Here is a 22,192-nt window from a genome sequence, read left to right as displayed (position 1 = left end):
TTCCTTTCAGGGAGCCGGCAACAGACAAAGGCAGTTAAACGGAATTAACGGGCTTGGTAATGCGAACGGGGCAATTTAGGGCAATAGCAGGAAGGCTTGAACAAACCACATCCAGCCAGCAAAAAGCTTAACATTAAAATCAGCAGCAGCTTAAACCTTTTTTTCATCGCCTCTTATTTTCTTGTCGATGCCGAAGCCAGCACCATGGCTTTTATGTTTGTGTTTGGTAATAGGCAAATCTTCGTTGTGCCTGCCGTAATTGGACAAGTGCAGCAAAACGTAGCTGAATACGCCCATCAGAGCACCGATCATATCGCAAGCAAAATCCCACCACTCGGCCGATCGGTAGGTAAACACCTTCCATTGCAGCAACTCGATCCCTCCGCCCAAAACAACCGAAATCAGTATAATTTTAAATATGGTGAGCGAGCGAAAATTGTAGTTATGCTGGTATCTGATCTTTCCGTAAAAAAGCAACACGCTAAGCACAAAGAAAAAACCCAGGTGCACCAGCTTATCAAAACCTTCAAAGAAAAAGCCAGGCCCACCATCTGAGTCTGGCATTTTCATGTTGCAAAGCACTAAAATAACGATGGTCCAAATAACGGCCCAAAGTTGCGACCTTAGCACTCCATATTTTTTCATGGTTTTAGGCGCCCACTAATTCTTTGTATTGATCGGCACTTAACAGGCCATCTACATCGGCTACGTTAGTTATGGCAACTTTTACCATCCAGCCTTTTCCATAGGGGTCTGAGTTAACCAGTTCCGGGCTGTCGTTCAAATCGTTGTTTACTTCTAATACCGTGGCTGTTAATGGCATAAACAAGTCAGATACTGTTTTAACAGCCTCTACCGTGCCAAAAACATCTTCTTTGCTTACTTCTGCACCTACTGTATTGATGTCGATGTAAACGATATCGCCCAATTCGCGTTGCGCAAAATCAGTAATGCCGATTACCGCTTCGTTGCCCGACACCCTTACCCACTCATGGTCTTTGGTGTATTTCAGTTCTGATGGAAAGTTCATTGTTTTGTATGTGTTTTTATTTTCGTTTATTGAGTTAGTCTCCAAAGGTAATTATTAAACCGCTTTCTAACAACGGCTAATTCAGCGTAATGCGCAAACTAAATCCAAAATTGCTGAAAGAAGTGTTGAACGATTGCGAGGTATAAGGCTTGGTAATGTTCGAATCATAGAATACCTTCAAGTTAAAGCGCTGGTTGAGGATATAATCGACACTTGGCCTTAAAGTAATGTTTTTTGCGCCCGACGACACCTCGGCTTCTGTAACATCAGCCCTGTAGATAACCGTTTTATTGTCTCTTACCGAAACATCTAATTTAAAGTCCATGTTGTTGTCCATTTTCAATTGGCTAAACCAGCCAAATGGAAACCTGAACTTGTTGGTACGGTAGCCCAAACCAAATGCCAGGTTATTCTCCGACAGCTGTGCCAATTGGCTGTTTGAAAGGCTGAGGGCCAGAATGCGGGTTTTATTGATTTCAAAACTGGCCGTCAGGTTATTTTTCAGCTTGGTATCTACGCCAATAAGCGGCGCAAACTGCTCGGAAATACTTACCTGCGCAAACTGGTACAACGGCAGGAAGTTCTGGTTTACATCCCGGCTGCTTACATAGCCATCGGTTTCCTGATATTTTAGCAAGCTGTTAAAACCGTTAATGCTGTAAAGCGACCGGTAACCATGCCTGATGCCAAACTCTGAAAAGTTCTCGGCAATGAAAGGAATTTTAGTGAGGCCAGCATAGGTAATCCTCCAGTTTGGCAAAGGAATTTTAGGCAGGCTGTTGAGGCTCATCGAGCTGGCATTACGGCCTGTGTAGGCGGCAATAAATGCCGATACCACCACATCTTGCGAAGTCTTGTCGTAGCCATCGGCAAAACCTCCGGCGCTTTGGCCAGAAGAGTTCGGGTTTTCGGCACCCAAGCGACTAGAAATTACCTGCCTGTTGCTCATAAACTTATTAAACAGTTTCGATATGGTCGATCCATTTTTATCGGTAAAGGCCGTACCCAGGCTGATGATCGAAATACTGTAATCGCCGGTGGTGGTTGGACTAAAGTTTCTGAAATTCTGAATGCTGTTATCGTACCTGAAATTGGTCGAATAATTCAGTGTCCGGTTTTTGGTAGCACTCAGCGTAATTTTGAAATCTCTCAAAGGTTCGATGGTACTGGTGAGCTGAAAATCCTCGCGCAGGGTATTGATGTACAATTGGGTCTGGTTTTCGTCGGTAGTTAGCCAGCCATCGTTCAAGGCCATCAGCCTAATGTCTCTTTGGCTGCCAAAAACAAAGCCCAAGCCTGGTGCGCCAGTAGTAGCATCTATACCAAAGAACTTGGTTTTAGGCAAATAGCCAGGCAAGAATGTACCCTTGGTTTGGGTAAAGGCCACATTGATGCTCTTGATACTGGTTACCAATCCAACCAGGATATCTGAAAAGCTGGTTACCGTATCTGGCTTGTTCAGGCTTTTCTTGACAAAACCAAACTTGCGGTACAGGTTGCTCATGGTAAGGGTTGGGTTGAACTGGATGGTCCTCGAGTTCTGAATGGTATTACCCAGGTTAATGTTCGGATCCCTCAATGTAGACAAAGGCTCTGTTTGCCAGTTAAAGCTGGTTCCATATACCGTAGCCACGTTGATCCAGTCTAAACCCGGAATTTTATTAATCGGCCAATTATACCTGACATTCAGGTTGTGGCTATAGTCTGTAGTACGGCCCAGGTTTTTAAGGTTTTGCCAAAGCGTATCGCGTTTTAACCCTTCAATCCGGCCTTCGGGCTCGTCAACAATCGAATAGTTGGTGGCGTCGAAATCGAGGCTTAATGATTTGGTCAAATCCCATGCAATGCCATATACCCTCGAAATCAGGAAGTTTTTGTTAAAGGTGGTATTGATTGGGATATAATTGTTCGGATCGTTGTTGCGCAAGGTATTTTCGGAGTAAAAACGATCGACGTCTATCCTAAAGTTGATTGAGCTTGGCAGCAGCGTAAAGTTAAAGTCCTTCAGTAGTTTGAGGGTATTCGACTTGATGATCTTATCAAAAGGCTGGTAGCTTTTAGAAGTTCCGGTATAATTGTAGCCCAAAGATGCCCTGTAAGTGTGTTGGACACTGCTCTCGTTCACAAAATCGCGATGGGCAAACTTGGTCTGCGCATACGACACGTTGAAGTTTTCGATATCCCACAAACGGACAGGCTTTTCGGTATTGGTACGCTCCTTGCGTACATTGGTAAAGTTGATGCTGCTGCGCGTGGTATAATCCTGCGCAAAGTTCAATATCGAATCCTTTTGTGCCTTCGAAGCATTTTTCAACGAATTTTTCAGCTCGATATCTGGCGTACGCGGATCGAACTGCGGAGTCATAACCTGCTTAGAGTAGCTCACGTACATCGGTATTTTGATGCCTGTTTTCTGAGGCAGGAGCTTGCCCAGTTCAATGCTCGAAGAAATATCGAAGAAAGTATTATCAGAGCGGTTGCGTTCGCTTACCTTTTTCTCTAAAGAACCAAAACCGATGGTCGATTTGCTTCCCGAAATATTGACGTCGGCAAAGTCGGCCAACTTGGCGTTCATGCGCGCCGTAGCCGCCCATCCCCCGCGCTCATCGAATTCGGTGAGGCGTAATTCGTTAAACCATACCTGCGCATCTTTGTCGAGGCCATCGTCGCCAGCCGGCACTGCCTGGTTGCGTAAAGGGTTTTTAATACCCAACATATACACCCGCACTTTGCTCATGTCTGGCTGGCCCTTTACAATAATGGTATTGGTTCCATCTATGTACACAAAGGGTACGTTAATCGGCCATGGTGCGCCACCGGCAACCTTAGCGTTATTCCTGGCTATTTTGGCTTTTTGGAAAAGCTCCAATTGGATGTCCATTTTATTGGCATCCGGCCAAATGGCATACGGATCGCTGGTACCCGGCCTTGTCACCTTTAAAGGCTGGTTGTATTCGTAATAGTTGTCTTGATTGTCTGTACCAATACGCAGGAACGCGCTTACATCGTTATCGTTCAGTGTCGAATTACCGATTGCCTCCAAGTGGACATACATTTCCAGGCGCTTGTAAGACCTAAAGTCGTTGATGGCGGTTTTAAAAGTGGCCCTGCCATAGCCGTCTCTCAATCTCTTCACGATTACCGAAAGCGACTGTTCATTTTGGCGGGTATCGCCACGGTAATTGCTAAAATCGCGTTCGCGTACAATGCCTGGTGGCACCACGTAAGGAATTGGCGTACGCTTGCCGTTTTCCTCAATGTTTACGGTGGCTACTTCGATGGTAGAATTATCCGGATTTGCCGGTTGCAGGCTTGGATCGGCAATAACCTGGTTCGCCTCGTTTTTGGCATTGTAGGTACGCCATTCGCCCCTTACCAGCTGGATCTTGCCAAACCTTAAAATGGCCGTATCGGCAAAGTTGGTCATGAACATCCTGATAAAGCGGATAGATTTAAAGTCTTGGATGCCGCCCACTTTTTGCTGGTACTGCGACAACGGAATACGGATTTGGTACCAAGTGGCACTTTGGGTTTGGCCATTGGCCAATTTAACCTGCGATACTACTTTATCGGTGACGAAGTTTTGTCCTACCACCAAATCGCCCGGGCGCATCGAAACCTTATACTGGAAATACTCGTCAGACTGGGTCATGTTATTGTCCCTGTTAATATCTTCTCCATCTGGCAACGACGTAGAGGCCGAGTTTTCGATGCCCAATTCGTCTATCGATTGCTGCGAGGTTTTAGAGTTGCCTTCGGTACCGTTGTAGTTTTGGTAACGCCTTAAAATACCGGCATTTTGCTGGTCGAGGGCACCTCCTCTAAAGTAAGAGTAGTCGTCTGACGAAGGGTCGTTCTCGAATGCCAATGCCGCATCAGGATTAAGCTGTGCCTTGATCTGGTTGATAAGCGCGGCAAACTTCGCTTTTTCGTTGGCATTAGATAAACCATCTAAACCTACGTCCTGTGCTTTTCTGGCCGCCGGGTCGTTGTCAAAAGCCTGGATTACCGGTTGCAGCTTGGCCACCCTTCCCCAGTTGGTTTCGTCGTACTTACTCGGGTCGCCATTGGCCGGCAAGCCATTTTCCAGCGATTTTCGGCCATCCTTTAAAATATCCTCAGAGATGTTTCCGACGTTAAAGTACAAATCGCCACCTTGCGAAGTTGGCTTGTACATGTATGGATCCATCACCCAAAGCTCGATGTATTCGATATTGTTGGCCTCAAAGTCGTTGATGTCTATCCTCCGCATGATACCTCCCCAACGCGATCTTGGATTGTTGAGCGTACCATTCGGATTAAAACCATTGGTTACGTAGTTGTAAGGGCCACGCAACATGGGATAATAAGCCAAATCGAGAGTTGGCAGGTTCAGGGGCTGACCGGTGCTGATTTCTTTGAAAGGAAATACCTCCTGCTCCAGTACTTCCCTCACGTAATGGTTAGAAAGCTCGTTGCGGTTGTTTCTTAAGCTAGAAGGTATAATGCTCGAACTGCTGTTGTAAAAAGCCGGATCGATATTATAAAAAGCCAATTTTGCACGATTGTAGCCATAAGCCAGGTTATCGACCAGCTGCGATTCGGAAAATAGCTGGGGCGTACCCGAAATTTGCCATGGCACCGAACTTTTCAGGTCGATGATAGATCTCGAAGCCTCAAAATCGTCGAGATAACTCGAACCGCCTTTATCGCCCCCCGAATTGATGGCACTTGGATGCCCCGGAATGAGCTGCGCATATTCGCCGCCAAAACTGATGCTGGATGGTGCCTTGGTCGAAATCAGGGGCAATTTATCCACCATTTTGGTGAGCCAGCGCGAAGGCGAACTGTAGTTAAAGTCCAACCCGAAAATACTGTTCGATATCGGCTCTTCCATATAGTTTACCTTTTGCGTAAGCGGCTTTTCGGTCAGGTTCATAAAAGTACCGCCAATGTTCAGCTTGTTGTTCACATGGTAATCTAAACGGGCGCCAAAAAGCGAGCGTTGCTGCAGGCCAAAAAGTTCGTTGTTTTCTGTGGTAATCCTGATGGGCTGACCTGAGGTGAGCAAAGCGGTATTTACGATTTTTACCCTGCCCATGTCATAATCAACCGTAAAATCGGTACCCTCCTGCAAAGGAATGGTTCCGGCAAAAACCCTAACCGAGCCTTTGGTTACGTTAATGGCATTGAGCGAAAACTCGGAAGCAATTTCCGACTGGTAAGCGCCTTTGATGATGTACAGGTTTTTATTGCTGAACAGTTGCTGCGCCACTACTTTGGTCGAATCGTATAATTGCGGATAGGTATATTTATCGGCTAGTGCCTGTTCGGCAGGCAAATCGAACTTGGTGGCCAAATCTTTGCCAAAAGGCTCGATCAAAGGAAAAATAACCCGGCCGTTCAACGGATCGATAGTGACGTAGCCGTTGTTGGTATTGTTGACCAGGTTGCTCAGCCCCGATCCGGTGGGCGAATAGCTGCTTTGGGTATTTTGTGCAGGGTTGGAGAAAGGTTTGTTTTCGGCTTCAAAATCGAATACGCCATCGGGCTTGCGCTCTTTTTGCTGGTTCAGCTGATCGAGATTAGTGAGCGATATATATTGCTTCAGCGCTGTTTTTGTGCCTTCTCTAATCAATGGCATTTCTATACCGGTTTTATCGTCGATCCTGAAAATGTCGAGTTTAAAATTCTGCGGACTGATCTGGTAGCCACCGATCGAATAAATATTCTTCATCATCAAATCCCAGGTTGGCAAATTGGTTTTGATGGTTTCGTTTTTCAAGAGTTTAGAAAAAAGCACTTTTGGTGTAGCCTGGTCAAAGGCTACATCGGTAGAAAACTCACCCACTTGGTACTCTACGCCATTGTAGGTATAGCGATAGGAAACAGCCAGTACCTCGTCGGCATTGAGCGCATTATTTAACGAAATATAACCCAATTGAGGCTGGAAAGTATATTCGCGCTCGGTCAGTTTACGGGCATAGGTAAGCTTGGCAAAGTTGTCGGTAGCGCCATTAGCCTGAAAATAGCTGATTACCGAATTGGAATTGGTTTGTCTGGCATCGGCCGGAAGGTTGGCCAGCAAATTGTTGGAAGCCGTTGGGAAAGTAGGATTGGTAAAGCCCGATGGCAACACCGAACCGCCACCCGTTACTTGTGCCGTATTGTAGGGTTGGTTTTCGCCCAAATCCAAAAAGGCCAAGACATCTCTCGAATCTTGGGTATTGCCCGTTTTATTGGTAATCCAAACCTCAATTTTAGTAATCAAAATGCCAGAGAGAATGGTTGGCGGATTGGCCAAGGCCCTGTTATAGTTGTCTCTAAAATACTTGGCCAAAAAGTAGTGCTTGTTGGCTTCGTACTCGCTGCCGCTGATCCTAAACTCGTTCTGCTGTGCGCCGTTGTTGATCTGGATTTCTTTAGATTGCGATTTTTGTTGGGTAAAGACCGCCGCTACATCCAACTTTCCGAATTGGAGCTGGGTTTTAACGCCGAATAAGGCCTGCGTACCATTAATTAAAGTACTGTTAAGCGGCAAACTCACGTTACCGGCCTCTATTTTCTTGATGATGTCATCTTTGCCACCGGTATAGTCGAGCTTGATCTGATTTTCAAAATCGAACTGCGCTTCGGTGTTGTAGTTCATTTTGATCTTCATCTTGGTTCCGATATCGCCCACCACGTCCATTTGGATACGTTGGTTGAAATCGAAGTTGCTCTGTACGCGTTGGCGCTCGTTGAACAAGGGGTTTTCGTTTTTGTTGATCCGGCCCAAGAAAGTAAGCTCGGCTTCGCCCCTTGGCTGGATATCAATAGTGGTCCCGCCAAAAATCTTTTCAAAAACACGGCTGTTTACCTTAACCTGCGGAATAATTCCGGTTTTTCTCACGTCGGCAATCTCGGCATTAGACAGGATGCGCCAGTTTTCGCGTTTAATTTCGCTGTTAACCAAACGCAGGTATTGTTCAATGGTTAAGTACTGTGGCGGCGAGTACAACCTGTTCCCTATTTTTTCTGTGATGACATAGCGTTTGTTTACCGCATCGAATTCTACTTCGCGTTTGACGTTGTCGGGCAAAGGCAAAAAGGGGTTGTTGCTGGTCCGTAGGCCCAACAGCTGTTTTTCGCGTAAATTGAAGGAATTTTTGAGCGAATCAGTTCCTGATTTTGCAGGCGTAACTTGAGCAAAGGCGTTTGTTCCGGCAAAAAGAAAGAAAAGAAGAATTAAGAGTGTAAATTTATTTGTCAATCGGCGTTTGGTTATAAATTCTTCAAAGCTATTTTTATCATTTGCTCTACCGTTAAATCCTGCGTTGCATTTTTAACGGCATGGTCTAGTGCCTTCTCTGCTACCTGCTTGCCAAATCCAAGCATGATCAAAGCAGATAACGCTTCATCTTTAATTGTATTATGTTGAGGCATAGAAATTAACGAATCTGTACCTTCTTTCTTCAGTTTGTCTTGCAGTTCGAGCACGATGCGCTGTGCAGATTTTGCGCCAATGCCCTTAATGCGCTGGATGAGGGCCACATCAGCCTGTATAATGGCATTTTGGATTTCAACCGGCGTAATAGACGATAGCATCATCCGGCAGGTGGTAGGGCCAATGCCCGAAACCGAGATCAGGTGCAAAAAAAGGCGCCTTTCGCCTTCGTCGGCAAAACCGTACAAGGTATGGGCATCTTCCTTAACATGTAGCCAAGTGTAAATCTTGCAGCGCTCTGTTTGAGGCAGGGCCGAATAGGTATTGAGCGAAATATTGATGTGATAGCCTACACCTCCGGCTTCAACCACCACATAAGTTGGGCATTTAAAAGCCAATTTACCATCAATATAATCGTACATGAGCGTTTACTTTTTAGCTATTCTGTTTAATATTCCCCTTCTCTTTACCGGATTAGCATCTTCTTCCTTGGCCTGGACATCGAGTACCGCAATGGTAATCATATTTACAATTTCCCTTACCGAACTGCCCAGCTGCACAATGTGCACCGGTTTTTTAAGGCCCAGCAAAATTGGTCCAACGGCTTCGGCCCCGCCCAACTCCTGTAAGAGCTTATAGGCAATATTGCCCGACTCCAAGTTAGGAAAAACCAATGTATTTGCGGGTGCATCTGCTAATCTACTAAAAGGAAAATTATCTTTTAGCATAGCGTTGTTAATTGCAAAGTTACCTTGCATATCGCCATCTACAATGATTTGGGGATGTTTTTCGTGTAATATTTTTACTGCTTTACGCACTTTTTCAGGCACTTCGCCTTCATTTGACCCAAAATTGGAGTACGAAAGCAAGGCAATGCGAGGCTGGATATTGAATTTGCCCACCGATTTTTCGAGCAGCAGGGTCAAATCTACCAGTTCTTCAACCGTTGGATCTACGTTAACCGTGGTATCGCCGAAGAATACTGGCCCTTTTTCGGTCATCATCATGTACATACCAGCCACGCGGTTTACGCCAGCTTCGGTACCAATTACCTGCAAAGCGGGCTTAATGGTTGATACATAGTTTTTGGTCAAGCCTGAAATCATGGCATCGGCTTCGCCAAACTCGACCATCGATGCGCCAAAATAGTTCCTATCGCGCATGAACTTATTGGCCTCGAACAAGGTAACTCCCCTGCGCTGGCGTTTTTGGTAGAGCGATTCGGCATATTTTTTCATTCTTTCAGGCTCCAGAGCCGGATCTACGATCTGTACGCCTTCCAAATCAAGGGCATTTTCTTCAATAATCTGCTGGATTACTTCTTTGTTGCCCAACAAAATAGGAATGGCAATATTATCGTCTCTTACAATTTGCGCGGCCTTTAAAATCTTGTAGTTATCGGCTTCGGCAAACACCACACGTTTTGGCGCCTGCTTGGCCTTGTTGGTAATGGCACGCATAATCGAATCGTCCATGCCCAGGCGGCGTTTCAGCTCTTCAGCATAAGCATCCCAATCGGTAATGGTTTTGCGGGCCACACCACTGTCGATAGCGGCCTTTGCCACCGCCATAGACACATTGGTCATCAAACGGAAATCCATTGGCTTAGGGATGATATAATCTTTGCCAAACTTGATGTTTTTGGCATTGTAGGCCATGTTTACAGCTTCTGGCACCGATTTTTTGGCCAAATCGGCAATAGCGCGAACCGCCGCGATCTTCATTTCCTCGTTAATGCTGGTCGACCTTACGTCTAATGCGCCCCTAAAAATATAAGGAAAGCCCAGGACGTTGTTTACCTGGTTGGGGTAGTCTGAGCGGCCGGTAGCCATAATCAGATCTTTGCGCGAGCTGATGGCCAAATCGTAGGCAATTTCGGGATTGGGATTGGCCATGGCAAAAACAATCGGGTTTTTGGCCATCGACTTCAACATGTCTGCAGTTACGCAATCTGCCGAAGAAAGCCCGATAAACACATCCGAATCTTTCATCGATTCGGCCAAGGTATTGAGGTTTCTGCTGGTGGAAAATTCTTGTTTGATCGGATCGAGATTGGCGCGGTCATTACGAATGACGCCGCTCCTGTCGCACATCACTATATTTTCTTTTTTGGCGCCTAATGCCACATATAAACGCGAACAAGAAATGGCTGCGGCGCCGGCGCCGTTTACCACGATTTTGATCTTGTCCATTTTTTTCTTTTGCAGTTCGCAAGCATTGAGCAAGGCGGCCGCCGAAATAATAGCGGTACCATGCTGGTCGTCGTGCATCACCGGAATGTTCATTTCTTCTTTTAGCCTGCGCTCAATTTCAAAGCATTCTGGCGCTTTGATATCTTCGAGGTTTATGCCACCAAAAGTTGGCTCTAATGCCTTTACGATTTTCACAAAGTCGTCGACATTCTTGGTATCAAGCTCAAGGTCGAATACATCGATATCAGCAAAAATCTTGAACAACAAGCCTTTGCCTTCCATCACGGGCTTACCCGCTTCGGGGCCAATATCGCCAAGGCCCAACACCGCGGTACCGTTGCTAATTACGGCTACCAGATTGCCTTTGGCTGTATATTTATAAACGTCTTCTTTGTGATCAGCTATTTTCAAACAAGGCTCTGCTACGCCCGGCGAATAAGCCAAGGTCAAGTCTCTTTGCGATGAATAAGGTTTGGTAGGTACGACCTCGATCTTGCCCGGCCGGCCTTGGGAATGGTAATCTAAAGCGTCTTGTTTTCTGTTCGTTTTGCTCATACAGTACAGTTTGGTAACGGTCAAAGTTACAATTATTTTGTCCTAATGTAACTGTTTTTTAATTGTTATCACACGTACCTACAGCGAATTATGCAACAGCTCTCTGCGCTCAAAAAGTATCGAAACAGGTATTTTTACGGAGAGATTTAGGCAAAAATATCAGGTAATCGGACTCTGAAATGAGGCCCCGAACTAGCTTTTAATCTTCAGCACCATACCCGGTTGCAAGACTGCTTTTTTAAGGCCATTTGTTTTTTTGATCTGGGCCACGGTTACGCCGTCAAATTTTTCGGCAATGCCCGACAAGGTATCGCCAGCCTTTACTTTATAGTTAATGAAGCTCGCTTTGGCCGCAGGCTTGGCCTGTTCGAGGGCGGATCCGTAAATCCTTAGCTTTTGGCCCGGAACAATCGTACTGCTGGGCAACTTGTTCCAAACCTTAATATCCTGCACTTCTACGCCGTACAAATTGGCAATAGCGCCCAAGTTCTCGCCGGGTTTAACTTTATGGTAATTAGATTTGACCACTGCCTTTTGTACCGGTGCCTTCTTGCGAAGCTCCCGCACGTCGTCTGTGGAGGCCAAAACCACCTCACGATCCATTTCGATATCGTTATTTAAAACCTCGTAAATTTTGGCAAAGCTTTCTTGTTCTACCTTAGGCATGATGATGCGCTTAGGCAATTCTGCGGTTCCGTTAACGATTTTTTTCTTGTACGAAGGGTTTAGTCCAACCAAGGTTTCTTCTTCGTAGTTCATAGCCTTTGCCAAATCGGCCAGGGCTACAAAATGGCTCACATGAACGGTATCTGTTTTAAGCGTAATTGGCGAGGTCTGCATGGCAATATTATGCGTATTGGCATAGTTCATTACATATACCGTGGCAATAAAAGCCGGCACATAATCTCTGGTTTCTTTGGGCAGGAAAGGCCTGATGGCCCAAAAGTCTCGCGAACCTGCCTTATCAATGGCCCGAGTTACATTGCCTTTGCCACAATTATAGGCCGCAATGGCCAGCAGCCAATCGCCCAATTCTTCGTAGGCATCCCTGAAATAGGCCGCCGCGGCATAACTGGCCTGGATTGGATCCTTGCGCTCGTCTACAAAATTGTCCATGTTTAAGCCGTAAGCTTTGGCAGTGCCGAACATAAACTGCCAAAGGCCTGTGGCACCCACCCTTGAAATGGCATGCGGACTCATAGACGATTCGATAATAGGCAGGTATTTAATTTCGGCCGGAATGTTGTAGGCTTTTAGCGCTTTTTCGAAGATGGGGAAATAGTAGTTAGACAGCCCGAGCATTTTGCCCATCATGTCTTTTCGCCGACTGTAGATGTCGATAAAGTTCTGTACATATTCGTTATAGCTTAATGGAACCGTTTTTTGAATCGAATCCAAACGCAGCTTATACACCAGGTTCTGGTTATAAAACAGGGGCTTGTCTATGAAAGGTACGGCAATGGTATCGTGGGGCAAATTAGCCGTAACGGCCTTGAACAAGGAATCGTTTTGGTTATTTCTGATCGGATTTTGGGCTGTTGCATTGAAAAATGCCACTAAACTTAACGCAAATAGTACGATTTTTTTCATCAGCTTATTATTTGGTTTTAAATGACGGAAACTTCCGCAAGGAAATCCGGCATCAATTTTATTCGGTTTGCCCATGAATGCCATGAGCATGGCCTATCCAGTACCGCCGAAACGGCTAGTCCTAATTTTTATTTAAAAAGCTATGCGACAGGGAAAGTAGCTCCTGCTCGTTAAAATGTTTGGTCATTAACTGAACACTTAACGGCAAACCCGCCTGGTTATTGCCCAAAGGCAAGGCAACTGCCGGAATACCAGCCAGTGAAGCCAGCACGGTGTAAATATCGGCCATGTACATGACCAAGGGGTCTTGGCTATGTTCGCCCATTTTAAAGGCCGGTGTAGGCGTAACCGGGCTCAACAAGAAATCGTAGGTCTTTAACAGTTCTTCTATCTTTTCCCTAATTAAGCGACGTACCTGCTGTGCCTTTTGGTAATAGGCATCATAGTAACCAGCGCTAAGCACAAAAGTGCCCAACATGATCCTGCGTTTCACTTCTTCACCAAAACCTTCAGCTCTCGACAGCTTGTAAAGGCTGTTCAGGCTTTCGGCATCGGTATTGCGATGGCCGTAATGGACACCATCAAAGCGCGAAAGATTAGAAGAGGCTTCGGCAGTGGTTAAAATATAATAGGTTGGCACCAGGTAATCGAGCAGGTTAAACGATACGTACTCAATTTCGTGGCCCAGGCTTTTGAATTGCTCCAAACTGGCGAGTATGGCCTGCTTAATTTCGGGATCAAGGGCTTCGTTATCAATGGTTTCCCGCAACACGGCAATTTTTTTGGGGGCCAGTGGCCTTAAATGCTGCGCATATTGAGGCACTGCAAGCGTGGCTACGGTGCTGTCTTCTTCATCGGCGCCTGCCAATACTTCGAGCAACAAAGCGGCATCGCTAACCGAACTGGTTAAGGTACCTACCTGATCGAAGGAAGAGGCATAGGCAATTACGCCATAGCGAGAAATTCGTCCATAAGTTGGCTTAAACCCGATGTTGCCACAGAAGGCTGCCGGTTGACGAACCGAACCGCCAGTATCGGTACCCAGAGCTGCCAGGCACATATCGGCTTGTACGGCTACTGCCGACCCGCCCGAGGAACCGCCCGATACCCTTGCCTCATCGGCTGCGTTTTTTACCGCACCGAAATAAGAAGTTTCGTTAGAGCCGCCCATGGCAAATTCGTCGCAGTTCAAGCGGCCAATAATGATGGCATCTTCCTGCAACAGGCGTTTTACTACCGTTGATGAATAAGGAGAAATGAAGCCTTCGAGCATTTTAGAAGAGGCAGTGACTTCATGACCGGCATAGCAGATATTGTCTTTGATGCCAATAACCATGCCCGCCAGTTTGCCTGCCGTTCCGTTAGCTAGCTTTTGCTGTACCGTGTCAGCTTGCTGCGTGGCAGAATCAAAAAACACCTCATTAAACGCATTGAGGTGTTTATGAATGCTTATCTGCTCGAAATAATAGGCCAATAATTCCTGTAAATCAAGCTCTTTTTGGTCGAGCTTTGCACGTATCTCGGCTAGTGAAGCAAATTTCTTCAAGACTTGGATTTAAAAGAATTAGGATAGCGTGAATTAAATTAGTTTTTTTCGTCTCTGTTAGTTGGGTTGCCGCCCGAATCTAACCCGTCTTTACCGTCTTTAAATTCTTTTACGCCTCTTCCCAAACCGCGCATCAATTCAGGGATTTTCTTGCCTCCAAAAAGCAACAAAAGAGCAGCGATAATCAAAAGGATCTCTGGTGTGCCTAAGCTGGCAAGAATTGTTGGTTGTACCATGATTTTTTTATATTAAGTTTTTTAAGTCTGATTTTATGGCCTATGAGTAGGTTTCCTTATCCTTGTGGGGTTCGGTTGCCGTTGGCTCATTGGCTGGGGCTTCGCTTGTTTCTGCAGTAGCCTCTTCTGTTGGATGGTGGCGCGCCGCATTTTTCTCAATCTCTGCCTCTTCGTTCAATTCCTTGTCTATATCTACGGCATTTATGTTCCGATGGATTTCACGCTTGACACCTTCCGACGCATCTTTAAACTCTCTGATACCTTTTCCGAGGCCTCTTGCCAATTCAGGCAATTTTTTACCTCCAAATAACAAAAGTATGGCCACCATAATGATGGCAATCTCGCCGCCCCCCATGTTTAGGAACTCTAATAACACCCCTGAATACATCTTTAATCAATTTTTATACAAATATAGACAAATATTAGTTCTTAAAGGTTTAACGCGCAATCCAACCTTCCGGATTTTGTGCCTTATCGCCTTTCCTTACCTGAAATTCGAGCTCTCCTACACCATTGCTATCACCCACTACACCTATAACTTGCTTTGTAGTTACGGTTTCGCCTTTGGATACGCTAACGCTTTTGAGGTTAGAATAAACCGTAAAATATTCGCCATGATTGATCAGGATAAAGTAACGCCCCTGGAAAGGGCTGATCGATGTAACCTTGCCATTAAAAACTGCGCGCACAGCGGTGCCTTCTGCCGTGTTGTAAGTTACGCCATCGCTATTTGCCGTAGCCTGGTCAACTTTATAGGAACCAAAGCGCTGCACAATATAACCCGTAGCTACCGGCGCAGGCAAACTGCCCCTATTATTTTCAAAAGCGGCAGATAATTTGGCAGCTTCTGGAGTTGCTCTCAGCATTTCGCTGGTTGTTGCCGACTTAGGTTTTGCCGGAGCAGCCGGTGCCGGTCTGTTTTCGGCCTTGGCTTTCGCTGCGGCAATCCGCTCTCTTTCCCTTTCCTCTTCCTCGGCTTTTTTCTTGGCGGCGGCAATCTCTCTGTTAATGGCTGCCCTGATTTCCCTGCTTATGGCTTCCTGTTGCTGCCTTTTCTTCTGGATGTCTTGCTTATACTGTTTTTCCTGTTTGCTCAATTGGTTAAGCACTACGGTTTGCTCTATCTTCTTTTTGTCGAGTTTCGATTTTTCGCTTACCTGTTCTTTAAGCAGGCTGTTTTTGTTCTTTAAGTCTTTGTCGAGTACCACAATCTGATTGCTCAGGTCTTTTTCGGTTCCTTGTATATAGGCGGCCTGTTTTTTACGGTACTGACCAAACTGCTGCAGGTATTTGATGCGCTTGTAGGCTTGGTTGAAGTCGCTGGCCGCAAAAACAAACATCATCTTATCGTACGAGTTGCGGTTGCGCTGTGCAAAGCGGATCATATTGGCATACTCCTTTTTCAAATCGCTCAAGCGGTTCTGCAGGTTATGCACCTTACCCGTATTTTCGGTAATCTGCTGGTCCAGATTTTTCATCTCCGAATTAATGGTAGAGATTTTATCCTGCATTAAACGTACCTGGGCCTTGATCGTGTTGATCTCGGTCAGCGTTAGTTTCTTGCCACTAGCGGTTTTATTCAGGTTTTTTTCGGCTAATTCTATCTGCCTCTGCAGGGCTTCTTTTTTTTTGATCAGCTCTTTGCTCGATTGTGCAAAACCGGTTGAACATAGGCCCGTTAACAGCAGGGAAAGGAGTAACTTGTTTAACTTCATTGCACCAAAAATATAAAAATTTAGTTGATAACCTTAAAATTTTTAGGGACGTTGAAAGGGAACTCTACCGGCACATCGCTCTCTATCTTAGTGAATTCGATCTCAATATTGATCTTTTTCTCGCCCGACATCGTATTGATTTTAACGCTTGATGGGAACAGTGCATTGTTTACCGGTGTATATTTTCCATAGCTTACCTTGAGGGCTTGGGCAGCCTTGGCATCGTTCAACGTAACTTCTGATGGTTTGAGCAAGGTGTTAAAGAGCGTACGATAGGCCAGGTCGCCACTGTTGCCACTCAGCACCCATACACCGTTTTCCTGAACCAGATTGGCATCCATGTTCATAAACTCGGGAATGGTATTGCCGGCAAATATGGCCTGCAACAAGCCAAAACTGATCTGCTTGTTGGTAAAGTTGTAGATATAGCTGAACGGCTTTTGGGTATAGGTTTTTTCCAGCTTATTGAGCAAGAGCAAACTATCTGGCGTAATTACCGCCCTGGCAACTTCAACAATGCCACCGGCTGCCGTAATGATTGCCCAGATCTTTTGGTCTTTCTGTATCCGGAGATTGATAGTTACGTTATTCTCCTCGCCATTAATGTCAAGCTTTGCCTTGCCTTTTAAGGCCAGGGTATTAAAAGAAAGGTCTTTTCCCTTAAGCAGGTTAAGGTTGTCCTGCTTTTTATCGGGTTGGGCGGGTTGCTCCTGACTAACCGGAGGTGTGGCCACAATAATCTTTTTGGTCTTGCAGCCCGTCGCAAAAACCACCAATGCCAATAATAGGCTACTTAATATATTTCTTTTCATTGATTTTCTTGTTTAGTTTATCGGAATCATTTCCTGCCTGCTTGGCCTTTTGCCACTGCTCCAGCGCGGCTGTTGTTTCTCCTTTCAGAAAAAGGATATCGCCGTAGTGCTCTAGGTAAACAGGATTTGAAGCCTCATTGTTTTGCAATGCCTTTTCGATCCAGTTAAGCGCCTGTTCGTACTTGCCCTGTTTAAGCAGTACCATGGCATAAGTATCGGCGATGGATGCATTTTGCGGGAGTGCCGCCGCCGCCTTGGCCGCCAGTTGTTCGGCTTTTGTTAAATTCTGATTTCTTAACGCCAAATAATAGGCATAATTGCTCAAGGTCAAATAATTGGCAGGATCAAGCGAAATGGCCTTATCGAAAGCCGCATCGGCCTCCTTGAGCTTGGCCTGATCTATAAAAACCTCGGCCTGCAGGGCAAAAATCATGGCCTTTAAGCTATTGTCGTCGGCATCTAGCTGCAAAGCCGATTTGATTTCCAGTGCGGCTTCGGCATTTTGCCCGTTTCTATGCAATGCAAAGGCCTTGTAATAATATAAAATGGCCTGATTGGGATAAATGGCCAAGGCATCATCGCCGGTTTTAATGGCTTCTGTGTATTGGCCCAGTAAAGTTTGGATGCTCAATACCTTTTCCCAGGCCATATACAGCTGATCTGACAGCTTTAAAGCGGCCATGTACTGCGCTTTGGCCTGATTGAGGCTGCCTTGCTGGTAATATACATCGCCATAGAGGAGGAGGAGCTTTGGCTCGTTAGGATGCGCCTTTAAAGCCGTTTGAGCCAAAACCGTAGCATCTTTAGCTATACCCGGATTGCTAAATTTGGCCAACATGGCACTGATAATCTTGGTTTTATTGGCCACGGGCATCGCCGGATTTGCAAATGCACTCTTTAAGGCTTCTACAGCCAGTTCGTTGTTCTTTTGCGATTGATAAACATCGGCCAAGGCCAGGCCTATTTCGTAATTATCGGGTTCTAGTGCCTTGGCTTTTTGCAAGAGCGCCAGCGCCTCGGCCTGTTTGTTCTTTTCTAAAAGGATGCCGCTTAAATAGAGGTAGTTTTTGACATCGGCAGGGCCCTCGCTAATCATCTTGTTCAAGGCTTCGTCGGTTGCCGGGGTTTTGCCCTGCACGGCAATGCGCTGCTTGGCTAGGGCCAGCTCTTTTGACGAGCCAAATTTCTTTTCTACGGCATCGTAGGCCTTCTGGGCTTCTTCGGTTTTGCCGGCAATGGCCAATGCACTGGCCTTGTCGAAATAATATTCTTCGGTTTCTGGAGCGAGCTTTACCAATTGGTCGAGCACCGGTATCAAAGCTTCCATGTTGCCGTTGCGCTTGTAAATCTCCGATTGCAGTTTCAGATACCAAACGTTTCCGGGGTTAAGGGCGATGGCTTTTTTAATGGCCACTTCTGCATCCAACAGCTTGTTCTGACGCAGATTAAGCGAAGCCAATTCAAAATAAGCCGCATGGTTTTTGGCGTCCATGGCCACCACCTTGTTAAAGCTAACGTTGGCATTGGCATAATTTTCGGCCATTTTTTCTTTCAACCCCGCAAAAAACAGTTCCTTAACGGCATTGTTCTCTCTCGAAGGAAGCGTTACAGGTTCTTGCGCCTTTGTAAGGGCGCAACAGAGAAAAACCAATACCCAAACAAGTTTAAATTTCATCCCTTTTTAGTTGTGCATGCATTAACGCTTCATTCAAAATTATAATATTAATTATTTTCCCGTATGGCCGTAGCCACCGGCACCCCGCAGGGTATCGCCCAGTTCGGTGGCCAGTTTCCAGTTAACGGTTTCGTGCTTGGCCACTACCATCTGTGCAATCCTTTCGCCATCTTTCACCACAAAATCAGTGTCAGACAGGTTAACCAGCAACACCTTGATTTCTCCACGGTAATCGGCATCAATGGTTCCCGGCGAATTGACAATGCCTATGCCGTGCTTAAAGGCCAGTCCGCTTCTGGGCCTGATCTGCGCTTCGTAGCCTACCGGCAACTCGATGTGTAAACCCGTTGGAATTAAAATACGCTGCAAAGGTTTAATCGTAATGGCTTCATTAATGAAAGCCCTTAAGTCCATACCCGCGGCATGTTCGGTTTCGTAAGCCGGCAAAGGATGGGTTGAGTGGTTGATGATCTTGATGTTTAACATGGGCTAGCCTTTTTTTAAGATTTTCATTAAGCCGTCTTTCTCTACATAATAAATACCTGCAATAAAAACGACGAGCATGGCATTGCCGATATAAATATTGCGGTGAAAGATGAAAAACGAGGAGAATACAATGGCGGTAGAAATTACCAAATAAGCCAAAATCTTTTTCAGGTTATAGGGTATCGGGTAATATTTCTGCCCCAGCACGTACGATAAAACCATCATCACAAAATAGGCCAGCATGCTGGTCCACGCCGAGCCCATGTAACTGAATCTGGGTATCAGCACAAGGTTAAGCACAATGGTAATGATGGCACCTGCTACCGAAATATACAGGCCAAAACGGGTTTGGTCTGAAAGACGGTACCACACCGAAAGGTTCATGTAAATGCCCAGGCAAACATAGCCCAGCAACAGGTAAGGTACCGCAGGCAAGCCTACCCAAAACTCGGCAATGTGCTTTTCGTCTCGACTGATGAAATATTTAAGGATTTCGATATTGGCAATCAGTGCCACAAAAATAATGGCCAAAGCAATTACAAAGTACTGCAAAATGGTGGCATAGGTATTCTTGGCGTCTTTGTGCTTAGCATGACTGAAAAAGAAAGGCTCGGCGCCCAGCCTAAAGGCCGTAATAAAGATGCTCAGAAAGATAGCAATTTTGCATACGGCTCCATAAATACCCACTTCGCCGTTGGCAATCGCAGGGGGCAACAGTTTGTTCAATACGATCTTATCCAAGTTCTCATTAACAATGAAAGAAAGATTGGCCACTAAAATTGGCCAGCTGTAGGAAAACATGGCCGCAAACAATTTTTTATCGAACCTAAGCTGCAATTGCAAAAATTGGGGAATCAGGTAAATAAAGGTTACGATGCTGGCAATAAGGTTGGCAATAAACACATAGCCCACCCAATGGTGCCTGTACCATGTAGCCAGCCAATCGGCACCTAACCAATGGTGCTTAATAATTGCCGGAACGCCATAGATAAAAAACAGGTTAAACCCTACAAAACAGCCGATATTGAGAAATTTGGCTACGCTGTAGCGAACGGCCATTTCGTCGGCACGCAGTTTGGCAAAGGGGATAACGCTGATGGCATCGATGAACAAGATCCACAGGAAAAAATTAACATACTGCTTATAATCGGGTATTTCGCTGGGCTTATTGGCCAGGTAGCCGGCAATCTGTTCGTTAAACACAATACCGGTTAACAGAAACAAGGTAGAAACAAAGGCAATACAAAGAAACGAATTGTTGTATACCTCCTGTTTCTTGTCTTCAAACTTGTTGAGGTACCTGAAATAGGTGCTTTCCATACCAAAGGCCAAAATGGCATTGATGATGGAAGCATTGGCATAGATGTTCGTAAAAATTCCATACACACCCTTGGGATAAACCCTGGTGTAAATTGGGGTAAGGATAAAGTTGAACAGCCTGGAAAGAACCGTACTTATGCCATAAACAGCGGTTTGACCAATAAATTTTTTATATACAGACAATGTAATTTAGATTTTAGATTGACGATTTTAGATTGACGATTTTAGATTTTGGATTTCAGATTAGGCTCGAGCTTTTTGCAATCGTAAACCGTCAAGCTAAATCGTTAATCAGTTTTACCACAACAGATTCTTTTTGATAACTTCAAAGTTGCGATAATTTTTAATTTCTCCATCGGCTACTTCTACATTTTCTACTACCGATTTTTCGGGGCCTTCCTTGCACCAATCTAAAAAGAGCCCCAGTATGGTTTCACTGGCTTCGGCTTCGATGTAAACGGTCCCATCTTTTTGGTTCTTTACCCAACCCTTTACGCCCATTTGGTCGGCTACGGCTTTGGTACTTGCCCTAAAGAAAACACCTTGTACTTTACCTGTAACTTTTATATTGATATGTTTCATTTCGTTATTAGTTGGTTGGTTCGTTGTTGGTTGGTTAGGGTCGATGGTTTTTAGTAAATAGTAGTTAGTTAGTTAGTAACTAATAACTATAAACTGGGTTAAAAATTCATTTCTAGCAATCTTTTTTTCTCTAGCAAAAACTCTTCCCAAACTTCGTTTAGTATTTGTGCTGCAGGCTTAATTTCATCCAGCATAGCCGAAACCTGCCCAATTTCTAGCTCTCCCTGTTCCATATCGCCCTCAAACATGCCCAGCTTTGCCCTGGCCCTGCCCAAAAGCGCGGCCAACTGTTCGGTGCTGGCACCTTCGGCCTCGGCTTGTCCAACCGCAGCCGCAAATTCATTCTGGAGCAGGCGTACCGGCACCAGTTTTTTCAGCCTCAATTTGGTATCGCCCTCGGCCGCATGGATAATTTTTGCTTTAAAGTTGGGATGGCCCGACGATTCTTCGGCAACGGCAAAAGCCGATCCTATTTGAACCCCAGCCGCGCCTAAGGCCATGGCCGCCAACATGGCGCGTCCGCTGCCTATACCCCCGGCAGCAATTACCGGAATTTTTACGGCCTTGGCAATCATCGGGATAAGGCACATGGTGGTAGTTTCTTCGCGCCCGTTATGCCCGCCGGCCTCAAAACCCTCGGCCACAATGGCATCAACACCTTCAGCTTCTGCCTTGAGCGCAAACTTGGTATTGGCAATAACATGGACTACCGTAATTTGATTCGATTTTAAAAAAGATGTCCAGATGGCAGGATTACCTGCCGAGGTAAATACAATTTTTACGCCCTCTTCTACCAAAATATCCATAATTTCCTGAATATTGGGATAAAGCAAAGGTACGTTTACCCCAAATGGATGTTCGGTAGCCACCTTACATTTTCGGATATGCTCGCGAAGAACTTCCGGATACATAGACCCGGCGCCTATAATACCCAATCCACCAGCATTCGAAACCGCCGAAGCCAGCCTCCAGCCGCTGCACCAGATCATTCCGGCCTGTATGATGGGATATTTGATGTTGAATAGTTTGCAGATGGGGTTCATGTTTG

At 45.6% G+C, this 22,192-nt stretch carries 16 protein-coding genes; all 16 read right to left on the bottom strand.

The genetic code is table 11. The features are described from left to right. Positions 1 to 150 precede the first annotated feature (150 nt). Positions 151 to 645: a VanZ family protein gene (locus AC6H1S_RS01550; RefSeq protein WP_199138446.1), complete on the bottom strand. Its 495-nt coding sequence runs from the start codon at positions 643 to 645 to the stop codon at positions 151 to 153. A gap of 4 nt (positions 646 to 649) precedes the next feature. Next, positions 650 to 1,030 carry a glycine cleavage system protein GcvH gene (gene gcvH, locus AC6H1S_RS01545; RefSeq protein WP_497564874.1) on the bottom strand — a complete coding sequence of 127 codons (381 nt, stop codon included), beginning with the start codon at positions 1,028 to 1,030 and terminating at the stop codon, positions 650 to 652. Between the two features lie 76 nt (positions 1,031 to 1,106). Further along, complete coding sequence (gene sov, locus AC6H1S_RS01540) at positions 1,107 to 8,261, bottom strand: T9SS outer membrane translocon Sov/SprA (protein WP_497564873.1); 7,155 nt, start codon at positions 8,259 to 8,261, stop codon at positions 1,107 to 1,109. 11 nt (positions 8,262 to 8,272) lie between these two features. Beyond that, complete coding sequence (gene ruvA / locus AC6H1S_RS01535; protein ID WP_199138454.1) at positions 8,273 to 8,857, bottom strand: Holliday junction branch migration protein RuvA; 585 nt, start codon at positions 8,855 to 8,857, stop codon at positions 8,273 to 8,275. 6 nt (positions 8,858 to 8,863) lie between these two features. Next, positions 8,864 to 11,182 carry an NADP-dependent malic enzyme gene (locus tag AC6H1S_RS01530; RefSeq protein ID WP_497564872.1) on the bottom strand — a complete coding sequence of 773 codons (2,319 nt, stop codon included), beginning with the start codon at positions 11,180 to 11,182 and terminating at the stop codon, positions 8,864 to 8,866. Between the two features lie 192 nt (positions 11,183 to 11,374). After that, complete coding sequence (locus AC6H1S_RS01525; RefSeq protein WP_497564871.1) at positions 11,375 to 12,772, bottom strand: lytic transglycosylase domain-containing protein; 1,398 nt, start codon at positions 12,770 to 12,772, stop codon at positions 11,375 to 11,377. 121 nt (positions 12,773 to 12,893) lie between these two features. Next, positions 12,894 to 14,318 (bottom strand): Asp-tRNA(Asn)/Glu-tRNA(Gln) amidotransferase subunit GatA, encoded by a 1,425-nt coding sequence (gene gatA, locus AC6H1S_RS01520; RefSeq protein WP_199138460.1) that lies wholly within the window; start codon positions 14,316 to 14,318, stop codon positions 12,894 to 12,896. 38 nt (positions 14,319 to 14,356) lie between these two features. Beyond that, positions 14,357 to 14,554 carry a twin-arginine translocase TatA/TatE family subunit gene (locus tag AC6H1S_RS01515; protein ID WP_330109172.1) on the bottom strand — a complete coding sequence of 66 codons (198 nt, stop codon included), beginning with the start codon at positions 14,552 to 14,554 and terminating at the stop codon, positions 14,357 to 14,359. 40 nt (positions 14,555 to 14,594) lie between these two features. Further along, a complete protein-coding gene (locus AC6H1S_RS01510) occupies positions 14,595 to 14,942 on the bottom strand; it encodes a Sec-independent protein translocase subunit TatA/TatB (protein WP_199138466.1) in 348 nt (115 codons plus the stop codon). Positions 14,943 to 14,991: 49 nt separating this feature from the next. Next, positions 14,992 to 16,269, bottom strand: coding sequence for a murein hydrolase activator EnvC family protein (locus tag AC6H1S_RS01505; RefSeq protein ID WP_199138468.1), 1,278 nt, complete (start codon positions 16,267 to 16,269; stop codon positions 14,992 to 14,994). A 20-nt stretch (positions 16,270 to 16,289) separates the two neighbouring features. Continuing rightward, positions 16,290 to 17,081, bottom strand: coding sequence for a lipoprotein insertase outer membrane protein LolB1 (gene lolB1, locus AC6H1S_RS01500; RefSeq protein WP_199138470.1), 792 nt, complete (start codon positions 17,079 to 17,081; stop codon positions 16,290 to 16,292). Beyond that, complete coding sequence (locus AC6H1S_RS01495) at positions 17,059 to 18,756, bottom strand: tetratricopeptide repeat protein (RefSeq protein ID WP_497564870.1); 1,698 nt, start codon at positions 18,754 to 18,756, stop codon at positions 17,059 to 17,061. Before AC6H1S_RS01495 ends, lolB1 begins: the two co-directional genes overlap by 23 nt. A 51-nt stretch (positions 18,757 to 18,807) precedes the next feature. Beyond that, positions 18,808 to 19,242, bottom strand: coding sequence for a dUTP diphosphatase (gene dut, locus AC6H1S_RS01490; RefSeq protein ID WP_497564869.1), 435 nt, complete (start codon positions 19,240 to 19,242; stop codon positions 18,808 to 18,810). Positions 19,243 to 19,245: 3 nt separating this feature from the next. Further along, on the bottom strand, positions 19,246 to 20,745 hold the full coding sequence (locus AC6H1S_RS01485; protein ID WP_497564868.1) for a lipopolysaccharide biosynthesis protein: 1,500 nt from the start codon (positions 20,743 to 20,745) through the stop codon (positions 19,246 to 19,248). Positions 20,746 to 20,859: 114 nt separating this feature from the next. Next, positions 20,860 to 21,144, bottom strand: a complete 285-nt coding sequence (locus tag AC6H1S_RS01480; RefSeq protein ID WP_497564867.1) for an acylphosphatase — start codon at positions 21,142 to 21,144, stop codon at positions 20,860 to 20,862. 98 nt (positions 21,145 to 21,242) lie between these two features. Continuing rightward, positions 21,243 to 22,187: an NAD(P)H-dependent flavin oxidoreductase gene (locus AC6H1S_RS01475; protein ID WP_497564866.1), complete on the bottom strand. Its 945-nt coding sequence runs from the start codon at positions 22,185 to 22,187 to the stop codon at positions 21,243 to 21,245. Positions 22,188 to 22,192 lie beyond the last annotated feature (5 nt).

It is taken from the genome of Pedobacter sp. TM02 (assembly GCF_059705275.1).
Note: the sequence above shows the minus strand (reverse complement) of the source record. Positions and strands in the feature narration are given on the sequence as shown.